Below are 14,127 nucleotides of genomic sequence, written 5' to 3'. Positions count from 1 at the left end.
CTGCAATTCCCGAGACCCTGCATGCCTGCCAACCGCACCACCTCCGCGTCGATGCCGTCCCGTCGTTCCACCGCGCTGCCGCGCCGCCATGCACTGGCGCTGGCCTGTGCCACCACCGCGCTGTTCGGCTTGGCCGGCACCGCGCTGGCACAGGACGCCACGCCGACCTCGCTGGATGCCATCACCGTCAACGCCGACCACCGCGAGCGCAACCTGCAGGAAGTGCCGGTCTCGGTCGGCGTGGTCCAGGGCGAGAAGATCCGCGACTACACCGCCGGCGGCGATGACACCCTGCTGGCGCTGTCGGGCAAGGTGCCCAGCTTCTACGCCGAAACCACCACCGGGCGCATCTTCCCGCGCTTCTACATCCGTGGCCTGGGCAACATCGATTTCTACCTGGGGGCCTCCCAGCCGGTCTCGATCATCCAGGACGACGTGGTGCTCGAGCACGTGGTGCTCAAGTCCAACCCGGTCTACGACGTGGACCAGATCGAAGTGCTGCGTGGCCCGCAGGGCACGCTGTTCGGCCGCAACACCACCGCCGGCATCGTCAAGTTCGACACCATCAAGCCGAGCCAGGACAGCAGCGGTCGCGTGCAGGCCAGCTATGGCAGCTACGGCAGCGTGGCCATCGACGGCGGCGTGGGCGGGGCGATCAACGACATCGCCTCCTTCCGCGTGTCGGCGCTGTACCAGCACCGCGACGACTACGTGGACAACACCTACACCGGCCCCAGCGCCGATGGCACCGTGGCGCCGCGCAAGAACGCCATGGGCGGCTTCGACGACCGCAACCTGCGCGCCCAGCTGCTGCTGCAGCCCAGCGACAACTTCTCGTTGCTGGCTTCGGCCCATGCGCGCGACTACGACGGCACCTCGACGCTGTTCCTGCGTGGTGCGGTGACCAAGGGCTCCAACAAGACCGACGTGCCGCGCGACCGCGTGGCCTACGACGAGGCCGACAACAACCCGCAGGCTTACAAGACCTACGGCGGCTCGGTGAAGGCCGTGTACGACTTCGGCGACCTGTCGCTGACCTCCATCACTGCCTATGAGACCACCTCCGGCTACAGCCGTGGCGATACCGACGGTGGCGCGGCCGTGAATTTCCCGGTGAATGGCGTGCCCAACGGCTACGGCCAGTCGATGGGCCAGATCCGCGACCTGGACCAGTGGACCCAGGAAGTGCGCCTGGCCAACGGCGATGACAACCGCCTGAAGTGGCAGGTCGGCGCGTTCTACTTCGACGGCCGCGACACCACCGATTTCTACCAGCGCGCCTGGTTCCTGCAGGGCAACGCACGCAACCCGAACAACTGGGTGCGGCTGCGCAACGTCAACACGTCCTGGGCCGGGTTCGGCCAGGTCAGCTACGACGTCACCGACAAGTTCACCCTGACCGCCGGCCTGCGCCAGACCCGCGACGAAAAGCACACCCGCCTGCTCAAGACCGCCGACACCGCCGCCGGCGTGGTGACCTACAAGGGTCGCACCGACGTGGAGATGGCCGACACCACCCCGAGCTGGGACGTGAGCGCGATGTACGCGTTCAACCCGCAGTTCAGCGTGTATGCGCGCGTGGCGCGCGGCTTCCGTGGCCCGACCATCCAGGGCCGGTCGGCGGTGTTCAACGCCGACTTCACCACCGCCGATTCGGAGACGATCCTGTCCTGGGAAGCGGGCATCAAGAGCAGCCTGTGGGAAAACCGCCTGCGCGTGAATGCCGCCGCCTTCACCTACGTGGTCAACGACATCCAGCTCAACGGCAACGATTCGGACGGCAACGGCGTGCTGTTCAACGCCGACAAGGCCAAGGCCTACGGCCTGGAAGCGGACATGGAGCTGCGCCCGATCCCGAACCTGAGCCTGAGCGCCGGCGTGAGCCTGCTGCACAGCGAGATCCAGGACGACCGCGTGTACGCGCAGGTCTGCGCCCTCAATGGCGCGGTGGTGTGCACCGTGAACGACCCGACCATCAAGGTCGGTGCCAACACGTTCGCCCAGATCAACGGCAACCCGCTGCCGAACGCGCCGAAGTACAACATCAACCTGGCCGCCCGTTACGACGTGCCGGTCAACGACAGCGATGTGTTCTTCATCTCCACCGACTGGAACAAGCAGGGCTACACCAGCTTCGTGCTGTACGACTCGGCCGAGTTCAACTCCAAGGGCAGTTTCGAAGGCGGCCTGAAGCTGGGCTATTCGGGCAACTACGGTGCCTGGGAAGTGGCATTGTTCGCGCGCAACATCACCAACGAGAAGAACCTCAAGGGCGTGATCGAAAACTACATGGCCGCGGTGTACAACGAACCGCGCACCGTGGGCGTTTCGCTCAACCTCAACTGGCAGTAACCGCCGCCATGGCCGGCGTACCGCCCAGGCGGTAGGCCGGTGCGCGCGGTGCCTCGACAACGCCCTGCCTGTGCAGGGCGTTGTCGTTTGCGCGACGGCAACCGGCGGTTCTGGGCCTGCAGCCGGCCCACGCTCGGCGTCATGGGATGCGCTCGCTTTCAAGCCTCGAAGCATCAAAGGGTGCGTGCTAAGGTCTGGCGCTGCCACGGCCGCCACGATGGCGGCCCTGGGTTCCCTGAAATGGATGTCGACCATGCTCAAGACGTTGTACGAAAGGTATGCCACGCCCGCCGCCGCGCGTGCCCTGTTCAAGCAGACCCAGGCACAGGTGGTGCAGTGGCGCTGGGCCACCGAATCGATGACCCGCCCGACCCCGTTCGCGTGCGAACACTACGGTGGCAAGCCGCCACGTTGGCTGCCCGATGCCAAGGCCGATCCTGACCAGCACGTCCGCCACGGCTTCGATGCGCAGGGCAGGGTGGTGCTGACCTGCACGCCGGGGGGGCGATGGGAGGCCGTGTTGCACGCCGAGGGCGTGCAGCATGCGCTGGATTTCTACGATGAATTCCAACCCGGAACAGCCTGGGAATGGCGCGAGCAGGAGGGGCGCGTGCTCGGCCTGGACATGGTAACCCGCGACCGCGGCATCAACCGGACCTACCACTGGCAGGGCGCGCAGCTGCAGCGTGTGGTGGCCGAGAACTGGTCCAGCGACGGCGCCACCTGGTGGTGCCAGAACGTCTACCGTTATGACGACGACGGCGTGATGGTCCGCATCGACCTGGAATACCTCACCGCCGACGGCCAGCCCACGGGCGAACCCCGGTTGACCTACCTGCGGCCGCTGCCGGGGGAAACCCAGGCCACCGTGGCGGCCGAGGTGGAGCGGCTGCTGAAGGAGGCGATCGCGGCCCATCTGCCGCGCATTGGCGGCGACGCGCCGCTGTACTGCCTGCTGCTGTGCTACACCGACGGCGACATCGCCGCGGCCTGGCCGCCGTTTTTGCAATGGGCACGCCAGCCTTATCGCGAGCGCGTGGTGGCCGACGGCGAGGACGTGGCGTACTACCTGTGGGCCCCGGCGGAAATGGCGCCGGCCCCGGGGGGCGATGGCGAGCACTGGTTCGATGCGCCGGCGCTGGTGGCCGCGTGCACGCGCCATGCGCAGTTCATGGCGATGCGCGGCAACACCGCCTCGGCGCAGCGGGTATTGCGCAACGTGGCCGCGTGGCTGGACGCGCCGGAACAGCGGGCGATGTTGCCCATCACCGAGGATTTCGTGGTGGGCGTCGCCGACAACACCGGCGATGTCGATCCGTTGCCGGGCATCCGCAAGGCGATCGGCCCGGCGCGCTGGGCGGCATTGAAGGCGCAGGGCTACGTCTGAGCCCCGCGCGTTGTCGCGCCGACCACCGGTCGGCGCCACCGGGCGCGCCGCTCAGCGCGCGGGCAGCAACGGCTGCAGGTGCGGCTCCAGCACCGCCTGCCGCCAGCCGGCCAGCGCCGCCGGCCACTGGCGACGCTCCAGATAGCTTTCCAGGTGCTTGCGCGAGGCCAGTACGCCATCGGGCAGGCCCAGCTCGGCGGTGCGCGCGCTGACCGCATCCTGCAGCTTCTTCAGCGCCTGCTTGTTGCCATCGTTGGCCGGCAGCGCCAGCGGCGCCTCGGCTTCGTCGTCCAGCGGGGTGTTGAGCGCTTCCCACACCGCGGCGAGCAGCTTGCGCGGCGCCTTCGGGAAGCCTTCCATCACCCTGTCCAGTGCGGCGATGTCGGCCGGGGGCGTGCGCGCCAGCAACGCGGCCAGTTCGTTGTCCAGGATCCAGCTGCGCGGCTTGTCGCTGCTGCGTGCCTGCACGTCGCGCCAGCGCAGCAGGCGCAGCAGGCGCAACTGCGCGGGCGCGTCCATGAACTGGGCCGAGCGCATCGCCACGTGCGGCCAGCGGTCTTCGTCGTGCTCCACGCTGGCGAGCAGGCGCTCGGCATCGTCGGCCAGCCACTGCCGGCGATCCAGCTCGCCCAGCCTGGCCTCGATCGCATCGTGGATCGCAAACAGGTACTCCACGTCGTCGGCGGCATACTCCAGCTGCGCCTCCGACAGCGGCCGGCGCATCCAGTCCGAGCGGGTCTCGCCCTTGGCCAGGGTCACCCCGGTGATCGCATGGACCAGCTTCTGGTAGCCCATGCCGCCGCCGATGCCGGCCAGCGCGGCGCCGATCTGGGTGTCGAACAGCGGGCGCGGCAGCACGCCGCAGGCGACCTTGAAGGTGACCAGGTCTTCGCTGGCGCTGTGCATGATCTTCAGGATGCCGGTATCGGCCAGCCAGGGGGCCAGGGCCTCGGTCATGCCCGGGATCAACGGGTCGATCAGCAGGATCTCATCGCCGACGGCCATCTGTACCAGGGCCAGCTGCGGCCAGTAGGTGCGTTCGCGGATGAATTCGGTGTCCAGCCCGATCCGGGTGGGGCGCTGGCGGTAGCGCTCGTCCAGCTCCGCCGGGGTTTTGATCCAATAAGCCACGTGGGTTCCGTTTACTGCAGGGGTGCACAGGGAGAGCAGGATAACGCGCCGTGCCGGGCGCGCGCGCCGGTATCATGAACCGGTCGCCGCGCGGCTTGCCTGGCCCGTCCCGGTTCGGCGATGCTCGGCCCTGGTTGCAAGGAACCTGATGTTGCGCACACCCGCTCCCGTCCCATCGCTGCTGGCCCTGCTGCTCACGCTGGCGGCCTGCTCGGCCGATGCGCCCGCGCCCGCGGCCGCGCCGGCCAAGGCCGTGGCGCCGCGGGTGGCGGAGCGGCAGGCCGCGCAGGTGACCATCGGCGGTGAGGATGCCGCCGAAACCGTGCAGCGCTGGCAGCCGCCGGTGGTGCAGATCGACGAGGAGGACGTGGCGGCGGCGCGCCGGCAGGCCGCGCAGGCCTTCGAGCAGGATCACCTGTACGCCGACGCCGAGGCCGCGTTGCCGATCTGGCTGGCGCTGCTGCGGCGTGACGGCAACGACCGCCAGGCCCAGGCCGGCATCAAACGCGCGCGGCAGCGGCTGCTCGACCAGGCCGATGCCCTGCTGGCGCGCCCGCTCAAGCAGCGCGAGGCGCTGGCCCAGGCCAGCGAGCGGGCGCTGGTGCTGATGGCCATCGCCCCGGACGATGCGCGCGTGCGCCAGTTGCAGTCGAAGGTGGAGATCGCCCAGCGCGTGATCGCCTACAACCGCGCCGGCGAGGACGACCTGCGCGCGGATCGGGTGGGCGAAGACGGCGATGGCGCCATTCCCAATTTCCGCGAAGCGCTGGCCCTGGCGCCGGACGACGCGCGCGCGCGGCAGGGCTTGGCCGCTGCCGAGAGCACGCTGATCCGGCGTGCCGAAACCGCCGCGCGCAGCAGCGATTTCACCGCCGCCGGCACCTGGCTGGCCGAGGCGGCCAAGGTCCGTGATTCGTCGATCACCATTGCCGATGCCTTCGAACGCATCGAGCGTATCCGTGCCGATACGCTCACCCGGCTGCGCGATGAGGGCCTGCGTGACCTGACCACGCCGCAGGGGCTGAAGCCGGCGCGGCAGAAGCTGGAGGATGCGCTGCGCATCGCGCTGCCCGGCGACCCGGTGGTGGGCCAGTTGCGCGAACGCATCGACCTGGTCACCCATTACGGCAGCTTCCGACCGCGCCAGGTGTTCAGCGATGCGCTGCGCGACGGCGGGCGCGGCCCGCAGATGATCGTGGTGCCGCACGGCGGTTTCCAGATGGGCGCCGGCGACAGCGAGCGCGGCGCCAGCGACGCGGAGAAGCCCTCGCACTACGTGCGCTTCGAGCGCGGGTTCGCCATGTCGATCACCGAGGTCACCGTGGCCGACTTCCGTCGCTACGTGCAGGCCAGCAACGCACGGCCACGGGCGACCCGGCGCGGCCATTCCATCGTGTACGACGAGCGCAGCGGCAATTTCGTGCGCCACAGCGGGGTGGACTGGCAATCGGACTACAACGGGGCCGCGGCGATCGCCAATTCGCCGGTGATGCACGTCAGCGTGCGCGACGCCGAAAACTACGCCACCTGGCTGTCCGAGCAGACCGGGCGCGCCTATCGGCTGCCCAGCGAGGCGGAGTTCGAATACGTGCTGCGTGCCGGCAGCAGCGGCCGCTACCCGTGGGGCGATGAAGGCACGCCGCCGCCGCAGTCGGGCAATTTCACCGGTGCCGAGGATGTGTCGCCTTCAGGCCGGCGCTGGTACAACGCGTTCGTCGGCTACGGCGACGGCTGGTGGGGCCCGGCGCCGGTGGGCAGCTTCCAGGCCAATGCCTGGGGCGTGCACGACGTGGCCGGCAACCTCAGCGAGTGGGTGGCCGACTGCTGGCACGCCAGCTACCGGCGCGCGCCGGCCGATGGCGCGGCCTGGTTCAACCCGGGCTGCCGGCAGCGGGTGATCCGCGGCGGCAACTGGGCCAATGCCCCCGACCAGACCCGTGCGGCCTGGCGGCAGTCGCAGGATTCGGACACCACCAGCGCCCGTATCGGCTTCCGCCTGGTGCGCGGCATCTGAGCGGCCGGGCAGCGGCCGGCGCTCACCCCATCTCCCGCCCCAGCCACTAAGATGGCGCCGTACCGGCCAGGGTGCGCCGGTCCCCGCCAGGAACCTGCAACATGCGCAACGATCCATTCGGTGGTCAGCAACAGGGGCGCGCCCGCCGCCCGGGGCTGTTCGGCAACATCCGCTGGTGGGTGCTGCTGGCCTTCGCCGGTTACGCGGCCTACTACTGGTTCTCCAACCGCGCGGTGGATCCCTATACCGGGGAAAGCGTGCTGATCGACAGCTCGCTCGATGCCAGCCAGGAAAAGGCGCTGGGGCTGCAGGCCTACCAGGAGATCCTGGCCCAGGAGCGGCCGCTGGACCCCAACGCGCAGGTCTCGCGCGACGTGCGCGCCATTGCCCAGCGGCTGATCAGCAAGGTGGACGTGGTGGAGACCGCACTGGCCGAGGAACACGGGCTGAAGCCGGCGCATTTCGCCCGCGATTTCGAGTGGGAGGTCAACGTCATTCCGTCCGAGCAGGCCAATGCGTTCTGCCTGCCGGGCGGCAAGATGGCCGTCTATACCGGCTTGATTCCGGTGGCCCGCACCCAGGATGCGATGGCGGTGGTGATGGGCCATGAGATCGCCCACGCGCTGCTGCGCCACGGTGCCCAGCGCATGGCCCAGCAGAAGCTGACCCAGATCGGGCAGATGGCCGGCGCGGCCAGCGGCATGGACCCGCAGCAGCAACAGATGGTGATGTCGGCGATGGGCTACGGCTACCTGCTGCCGTACGCGCGCAGCCACGAGACGCAGGCCGATGAGGTGGGCCTGATGCTGGCTGCGGCGGCCTGCTACGACCCGCGCGAGGCGATCCCGTTGTGGGAACGCATGGGCCAGAGCAGCGGCGGGCAGGCCCCGCCGGAGTTTTCCTCCACCCATCCCAACCCGGGCACGCGGATCCAGAACCTGCAGGCGCTGATGCCCAAGGCCCTGGAGTACCGGCAGAAATACTGCGAAATCGCGGGCGGCTCGGCGTCGCGGTAACGGCGCCGGCTTACCTGTCCTTGACCACCACTTCGATGGTGCCGTCCTGCACGCGTGCATTCAGCGCCTCGCCGGGGCGCACCTGCAGTGGGGAACGCACCAGGCTGCCATCGTCCTGGCGGGTGAGGATGCTGTAGCCGCGCGCCACGGTGGCCAGCGGGCTCACCGCCTCCATCGAGCGGGCCAGCGCACGCAGGCGCACCTGGTCGCGCTGCAGCTGCCGGCCGATCGCCGCGTCGGCGCGCGGGGCGAGCCGCTGCAGGCGATCGCGCAACGCGTCCAGGCGGCGCTGCGGATGGCCATTGCGCAGTACCACGGCCGCGTGCCGCAGCTGCGCCTGGCGGCGCTCCTGCTGCTGCCGCCACACGCTGGCCAGCCGCCGCGCCAGGTCCTGCTGGCGGCGTTGCAGCAACTGCAGCCGCGCCTGCGGGCCTTGTGCGTTCAAGCGCAGCAGTGCGCGGTCGGCCCGCTGCATGGCCTGGCCCAGGCCATGCCGCTGCAACTGCACCATCCGCGCGGCCAGCCGGCGCACGTGCAGCTGCAGGTCGCGCCGGTCGGGCACCAGCAGCTCGGCGGCCACTGACGGGGTGGGTGCGCGCAGGTCGGCGGCGAAGTCGGCCAGGCTGAAGTCGGTTTCGTGGCCCACCGCCGACACCACCGGCGTGGCGCTGGCGGCGATCGCGCGCGCCAGCTGTTCGTCGTTGAACGCCCACAGATCTTCCAGCGAGCCGCCGCCGCGGGTGAGCAGGATCACGTCATAGCGGCCACTGGCATCGGCGGCGCGCAGCAGCGCGGTGATCTGCGCGGCCGCGCTGTCGCCCTGCACCAGGCTGGGCAGCAGGTCCACCTCCAGCAGCGGGAAGCGGCGCGCCAGCACGCTCAGCACGTCGCGCACGGCCGCACCGGTGGGCGAGGTGATCACCGCCAGGCGGCGCACGTGCGTGGGCAGGGCGCGCTTGCGTTCGGCCGCGAACAGGCCCTCGGCCTCCAGGCGCGCCTTGAGCTGTTCGTAGGCGCGGCGCAGCGCGCCTTCGCCGGCTTCTTCCATGTGGTCCAGCACCATCTGGTACTCGCCGCGCGCTTCGTACAGCGTGAGCCGCCCTCGCGCGAGCACGCGCATGCCATCGCGCGGCACGAACTTCAGCCATTGGCTCTTGGGCTTGAACAGGGCCGCGCGGATCTGCGCGCGCGCATCCTTCAGGGTGAAGTACATGTGGCCGGAGGCCGGGCGGGTCACGCTGCCCAGCTCGGCTTCCACCCAGATCAGCGGGAAGGCGCCTTCCAGCAGGTCGCGGGCCAGGATGTTGAGCTGGCTGGGCGTGAGGATCTGCGCACTGCGGTCCATGGACGGGTCAAACGGTACGAACGGGCGCCCATGGTCGCACAAGCGTCAGGGGGGCGCTTCGCGCGTGGCATGCTGCTGCAGCGCCCACGCCACGTGCTCGCACACGATCGGCGAGGCGTGCTGGGCACGGGCGTGCAGGGCGGCGAGGGTGTCGGCATGGGTGGGGGCGTTGCCCAACGCCACGGCGATGTTGCGCAGCCAGCGCTCATGCCCGCTGCGCCGGATCGGGCTGCCTTCGGTGCGGCGCAGGAACTCGTCTTCCTCCCAGGCGAACAGCTGGGCCAGCGTGGCGGTATCGAGATCGTTGCGCGCGCGGAAATCCGGCTCGTCGGTGCGCCGGGCGAACTTGTTCCAGGGGCACACCAGCTGGCAGTCGTCGCAGCCGTAGATGCGGTTGCCCATCGGCACGCGCATGTCCAGCGGGATGGCGCCGTCGTGCTCGATGGTGAGGTAGGAGATGCAGCGCCGGGCGTCCAGCCGCTGCGGGGCGATGATGGCCTGGGTCGGGCACACGTCGATGCAGCGCGTGCACGTGCCGCAGTGCGCGGTGGCCGGGGTATCCACCGGCAGTGGCAGGTCGATGTAGATCTCGCCGAGGAAGAACCACGAGCCGCCCTGGCGGTCGATCAGGCAGGTGTGCTTGCCGATCCAGCCCAGTCCGGCATTGCGCGCCAGGGCGCGTTCCAGCACCGGCGCCGAATCGACGAACACCCGGTAGCCGAACGCCCCGATCTCCGCGGCGATCGCATCGGCGAACTTCTGCAGCCGGTTGCGCATCAGCTTGTGGTAATCGCGGCCCAGCGCGTAGCGCGCCACGTAGGCACGGTCGCCATCGTGCAGCGTGGCCCAGGCCTGGGCATCGTCCTTGTGGCCGTAGTCCATGCCCACCGAAATCACCCGCACCGTGCCGGGCAGCAGGTCGGCCGGGCGCGCGCGCAGGGTGCCGTGCCGGGCCATCCATTCCATGGTGCCGTACAGGCCCTTGCCCAGCCAGTCGGCCAGGTGGGCTTCGTCCTCGCCCAGTTCGATGCCCGACACCCCGCAGCGCTGGAAGCCGTGGTCACGCGCGATCGCGCGCACGCGCTCGGTGGCGCGGGCCAGGTTGACGGGGGCGGGGAGCGGCACAGCAGACATGGCGACAAGTATAGAATCCCGGCATGCCCGAGCTTGCTGAACTGTTTGATGTCGCGGCCGCGCGTCGCATCGATGCGCAGGCCAGCGCCCGGCTGGGCGATGGCGGCGCTGGCCTGATGGCCCAGGCCGGGCAGGCGGCGTGGCAATGCCTGCTGGCGTGCTGGCCGCAGGCGCAGCGCCTGTGCGTGGTGGTCGGCCACGGCAACAACGGCGGCGACGGCTATGTGCTGGCCCGGCTGGCGCGGCAGGCCGGCCGCCAGGTGCAGGTGCTGCGGCTGCCCGGGGAGGGCGATGCCGCGCCGCTGGCCGCCGCCGCGCGCCAGGCCTGGCAGGACGACGGCGGCACGCTGGAGGTATTCGGCGGCAGCGTGCCGGCGGCCGAGGTCGTGGTGGACGCGCTCTATGGGCTGGGCCTGAACCGCGCGCCCGCCGGCCAGGCGCAGGCGCTGATCGAGGCGATCAACGCCGCGTCCGTGCCGGTGCTGGCCCTGGATGTTCCCAGCGGGGTGGACGCCGACACCGGCGCGGTGCCCGGCGTGGCCGTGCGCGCCAGCGTCACCCTGCAGTTCATCGTGGCCCACCGTGGCCTGTATACCGGCGAGGCGCTGGCGTATGTGGGCGAGCGCCGGCTGGCGCCGCTGCGCCTGCCTGAAGCCGCGGCCGACGGCGTGGCCCCGGCCGCCACGCGCTGGTTGCCGGCGCGGCTTGCCGGCCTGTTGCCGCCGCGCGGGGTCAACGCACACAAGGGCAGTTCCGGCCACGTGCTGTGCGTGGGCGGCAACCGCGGCAGTGGCGGGGCGGTGATGCTGGCCAGCGAAGCGGCGCTGCGCAGCGGCGCCGGGCTGGTCAGCGTGGCCACCCAGGCGGTGCACGTGGCGCCCTTGCTGGCCCGCCTGCCCGAGGCGATGGTGCATGCGGTGGAGGACGCCGGTGACCTGCAGGCGTTGCTGGCGCGGGCCACGGTGGTCGCGATCGGGCCGGGGCTGGGCCAGGAGGAGTGGGCGCGCGAACTGTGGCGGCAGGTGCTGGCCAGTGGCCTGCCGCAGGTGATCGATGCCGATGCGTTGAACCTGCTGGCCGCCGCGCACACCCCGCTGCACGACGCGATCCTGACCCCGCACCCCGGCGAAGCCGCGCGTCTGCTCGGCTGCAGCACCGCGCAGATCCAGGCCGATCGCCACGGCGCGGCCCGACGGTTGGCCGAGCGCTACGGCGCGGTGGTGGTGCTCAAGGGCGCCGGGACCCTCATCGCCGCGCCTGGTCAGCGCCCCCGCGTGATCGCGGCGGGCAATCCAGGCATGGCCGTCGGTGGCATGGGCGACCTGCTCACCGGCATCATTGCCGCCCTGCGCGCGCAGGGCCTGGACGCCTTCGACGCGGCCAGCACCGGCGCGCTGGTGCATGCACTGGCCGGCGACGCCGCCGCCGGGCAAGGCCAGCGTGGCCTGCTTCCCACCGACCTGCTGGCGCCGCTGCGGCGCCTGGTCAATCCGCAACCGGACATCGCATGATCACGTTTTTCCTGGCCCAGACCGAAGACACCGACCTGCTGGGGCATTGGCTGGCCGCCACCCGTCCGCCACAGGCGGTGATGCAGCTGCAGGGCGACCTCGGCGCCGGCAAATCCACCCTGGCCCGGGCGCTGCTGCGGGCGCTGGGCGTCACCGGCCCGATCCGCAGCCCCACCTACACCCTGGTGGAGCGTTATCCGCTGGCCGATGGCCACGAGGCCTGGCACCTGGACCTGTACCGCATCGGCCAGGCCGAAGAGCTGGATTTCCTGGGGCTGGACGAAGGCAGCGCCTCGCTCTGGCTGGTCGAATGGCCCGAGCGCGGCGCCGGTGCGCTGCCGCCCAATGACCTGTTGGTGGCGCTGGAGATCGAAGGGCAGGGCCGCCGCGCCCGGCTCACCGCCGCCAGCGAAGCCGGTCGTGAATGGCTCGCGCGGCTGCCGCAAGGGGGCGACTTGCAGGCCCTTTCTGTCGGCTGACACTAGGAAACTCCGGCAGGTTACGGATTATTAAGGGAAAAGGTGTTGCATTTCGTTCAGGGCGGTGATTGAATCCTGAGCTATGCCAATGGGGAAACCACTCACCGCCCTCTGTGCCGCCGTCGGACTGTGTCTGGCGAGCGCGTTTGCGTGGGCGGGCGAAGTCCGCCAGGTCGGGCTGGAGACCGGCGCCACCGGCACCCGCGCGGAGATCGCGCTGGCCGGCAGCGGCGGTTACAAGACGCTGACCCTGTCCGGGCCGAACCGCCTGGTGGTCGATTTCCCCGACTCCAGCGCCGTGCGCAACCTCAAGCTGCCCGCGCCCAAGGGCGTGGTCACGGCCGTGCGCACCGGCCAGCCGGTGCCGGGCACGTTCCGGGTGGTGTTCGACCTGGCCGAATCGGTGGCCCCGTTCCGCCCGCAGATGATCAAGCAGGGCGATCAATCGCGGCTGGTGATCGAGTGGCCGGGCGATGCGCCGGCCAGCGTGGCCAGCAGCACGCCGCCGCCGGCGGCGGTGCCGACACCGGCAGCGGGCGCTACGCCGCCCACATCTGCCAGCCAGAACCCGAACCCGAACCCGACCGCCGATGCCGCCCAGGCGCGCAGCGATGCCGCGCGCGCCACCGCGCTGCTGACCGCCTCGGTGCGCCAGCAGGCCAGTGCCACGGCGGCCACGCCGGTGCCGAGCCCGGCCACGCCGACGGCCACCGCCGCCAACGTGGCCGCCGCCGGCAACGCCAATGCCGCCAGCAACTCGGCCACGCCGGCCGCGATCCTGGCCGGCCAGGCCACGGCCGCGGTGGTGCCGGCGCCCACGCCGGCCCCGGTGGTGACCCCGCCTGCCGAGCTGCCGCGCCCGGCGATGCCCAGTGATGCCTCGCGCATCAAGATGCGCGCGGGCATGCGCCCGCTGGTGGTGGCGATCGATCCCGGCCACGGCGGCCAGGACCCCGGCGCGGTCGGCCCGACCGGCAAGCGCGAAAAAGACATCACCCTGGCGGTGGCACGCGAACTGGCCCGCCAGGTCAACGCGACGCCCGGCCTGAAGGCCTACCTGACCCGCGACACCGACGTGTTCATTCCGCTGCCGATGCGCGCGCAGAAGGCACGCTCGGCCAAGGCCGACATCTTCATCTCGATCCACGCCGATGCGGCCGAGAACCGCGCCGCGACGGGTTCGTCGGTGTATGTGCTGTCGACCAAGGGCGCGTCCTCGCAGCGTGCGCGCTGGCTGGCGGACAAGGAAAACGCGGCCGACCTGGTGGGCGGGGTGCGGCTGCAGCAGACCGAAGGCACGCTGGCCAGCGTGTTGCTGGATCTGGCCCAGAGCGGCTACATGAAGGCGTCCGAAGACGCGGCCGGGCACGTGCTGGGCGGGCTGAAGCGGATCGGCAAGAATCACAAGCCGAACATCGAGCGCGCGAACTTCGCGGTGCTGCGCACCTCGGACATGCCGGCGATGCTGGTGGAAACGGCCTTCATCTCCAACCCGGACGAAGAGCGCCGCCTGATGGACCCGGCCTACCAGCGGCAGATTGCCGGTGCGGTGCTGGATGGCGTGCATACGTTCTTCAGCCGGCAGCCGCCGCCGGGCACGCTGTATGCGGCCCGCGCCGAAGCGGAGATCGAAGCGGCCAGCACCGTGGCCGGCGGCAGCAAGTAAGCCGCGCGGGCCGCTGACGCACGCGTGGCGCTGACCACGGGCAGCTGACCGTTGTTCTGCACGAGGTGCTGCGCGGTGCGGGTCCATGCCCA

Annotated in this window: 10 protein-coding genes; 7 read left to right on the top strand and 3 right to left on the bottom strand. The window is 70.7% G+C overall.

The genetic code is table 11. From position 1 onward, the window contains the following. Positions 1 to 21: 21 nt before the first annotated feature. Both RSA25_RS03505 and RSA25_RS03500 read left to right on the top strand, forming a co-directional pair. Positions 22 to 2,352 (top strand): TonB-dependent receptor, encoded by a 2,331-nt coding sequence (locus tag RSA25_RS03505; RefSeq protein WP_332807529.1) that lies wholly within the window; start codon positions 22 to 24, stop codon positions 2,350 to 2,352. 253 nt (positions 2,353 to 2,605) lie between these two features. Then, complete coding sequence (locus RSA25_RS03500) at positions 2,606 to 3,739, top strand: hypothetical protein (RefSeq protein ID WP_332807528.1); 1,134 nt, start codon at positions 2,606 to 2,608, stop codon at positions 3,737 to 3,739. A 51-nt stretch (positions 3,740 to 3,790) separates the two neighbouring features. Here the strand turns inward: RSA25_RS03500 and rnd are convergent, their stop codons facing one another. Then, on the bottom strand, positions 3,791 to 4,870 hold the full coding sequence (rnd, locus tag RSA25_RS03495) for a ribonuclease D (protein ID WP_332807527.1): 1,080 nt from the start codon (positions 4,868 to 4,870) through the stop codon (positions 3,791 to 3,793). Positions 4,871 to 5,018: 148 nt separating this feature from the next. Between rnd and RSA25_RS03490 the strand changes: the two genes are divergently transcribed. Further along, positions 5,019 to 6,884, top strand: a complete 1,866-nt coding sequence (locus RSA25_RS03490) for a formylglycine-generating enzyme family protein (RefSeq protein WP_332807526.1) — start codon at positions 5,019 to 5,021, stop codon at positions 6,882 to 6,884. A gap of 101 nt (positions 6,885 to 6,985) precedes the next feature. Continuing rightward, on the top strand, positions 6,986 to 7,900 hold the full coding sequence (locus RSA25_RS03485; protein ID WP_332807525.1) for a M48 family metallopeptidase: 915 nt from the start codon (positions 6,986 to 6,988) through the stop codon (positions 7,898 to 7,900). A 10-nt stretch (positions 7,901 to 7,910) separates the two neighbouring features. Here RSA25_RS03485 and xseA read toward each other — a convergent pair whose 3' ends face one another. Both xseA and queG read right to left on the bottom strand, forming a co-directional pair. Then, positions 7,911 to 9,245, bottom strand: coding sequence for an exodeoxyribonuclease VII large subunit (gene xseA, locus RSA25_RS03480; RefSeq protein ID WP_332807524.1), 1,335 nt, complete (start codon positions 9,243 to 9,245; stop codon positions 7,911 to 7,913). A 45-nt stretch (positions 9,246 to 9,290) separates the two neighbouring features. Continuing rightward, entirely contained in the window at positions 9,291 to 10,379 is a 1,089-nt protein-coding gene (gene queG, locus RSA25_RS03475; RefSeq protein WP_332807523.1) for a tRNA epoxyqueuosine(34) reductase QueG, read from the bottom strand. Positions 10,380 to 10,402: 23 nt separating this feature from the next. Here queG and RSA25_RS03470 point away from each other — a divergent pair, with 23 nt between their 5' ends. The 3 genes from RSA25_RS03470 (at position 10,403) to RSA25_RS03460 (ending at position 14,035) form a co-directional block, all read left to right on the top strand. Next, complete coding sequence (locus RSA25_RS03470) at positions 10,403 to 11,890, top strand: NAD(P)H-hydrate dehydratase (RefSeq protein ID WP_332807522.1); 1,488 nt, start codon at positions 10,403 to 10,405, stop codon at positions 11,888 to 11,890. After that, positions 11,887 to 12,369 carry a tRNA (adenosine(37)-N6)-threonylcarbamoyltransferase complex ATPase subunit type 1 TsaE gene (gene tsaE / locus RSA25_RS03465; protein WP_332807521.1) on the top strand — a complete coding sequence of 161 codons (483 nt, stop codon included), beginning with the start codon at positions 11,887 to 11,889 and terminating at the stop codon, positions 12,367 to 12,369. Before RSA25_RS03470 ends, tsaE begins: the two co-directional genes overlap by 4 nt. An 88-nt stretch (positions 12,370 to 12,457) precedes the next feature. Next, entirely contained in the window at positions 12,458 to 14,035 is a 1,578-nt protein-coding gene (locus RSA25_RS03460; protein ID WP_332807520.1) for an N-acetylmuramoyl-L-alanine amidase, read from the top strand. Positions 14,036 to 14,127: the final 92 nt, after the last annotated feature.

Source organism: Stenotrophomonas sp., from assembly GCF_036662295.1.
Taxonomy (GTDB): domain Bacteria; phylum Pseudomonadota; class Gammaproteobacteria; order Xanthomonadales; family Xanthomonadaceae; genus Stenotrophomonas.
This window is presented reverse-complemented; position numbering and strand designations above follow the sequence as displayed.

Bases quoted from the DNA above. Each gene is read 5' to 3' on its own strand.
- RSA25_RS03505 (WP_332807529.1), top strand. From the start codon at position 22: ATGCCTGCCAACCGCACCACCTCCGCGTCGATGCCGTCCCGTCGTTCC.
- RSA25_RS03500 (WP_332807528.1), top strand. From the start codon at position 2,606: ATGCTCAAGACGTTGTACGAAAGGTATGCCACGCCCGCCGCCGCGCGT.
- RSA25_RS03490 (WP_332807526.1), top strand. From the start codon at position 5,019: ATGTTGCGCACACCCGCTCCCGTCCCATCGCTGCTGGCCCTGCTGCTC.
- RSA25_RS03485 (WP_332807525.1), top strand. From the start codon at position 6,986: ATGCGCAACGATCCATTCGGTGGTCAGCAACAGGGGCGCGCCCGCCGC.
- xseA (WP_332807524.1), bottom strand. From the start codon at position 9,245: ATGGACCGCAGTGCGCAGATCCTCACGCCCAGCCAGCTCAACATCCTG.
- queG (WP_332807523.1), bottom strand. From the start codon at position 10,379: ATGTCTGCTGTGCCGCTCCCCGCCCCCGTCAACCTGGCCCGCGCCACC.
- RSA25_RS03470 (WP_332807522.1), top strand. From the start codon at position 10,403: ATGCCCGAGCTTGCTGAACTGTTTGATGTCGCGGCCGCGCGTCGCATC.
- tsaE (WP_332807521.1), top strand. From the start codon at position 11,887: ATGATCACGTTTTTCCTGGCCCAGACCGAAGACACCGACCTGCTGGGG.
- RSA25_RS03460 (WP_332807520.1), top strand. From the start codon at position 12,458: ATGGGGAAACCACTCACCGCCCTCTGTGCCGCCGTCGGACTGTGTCTG.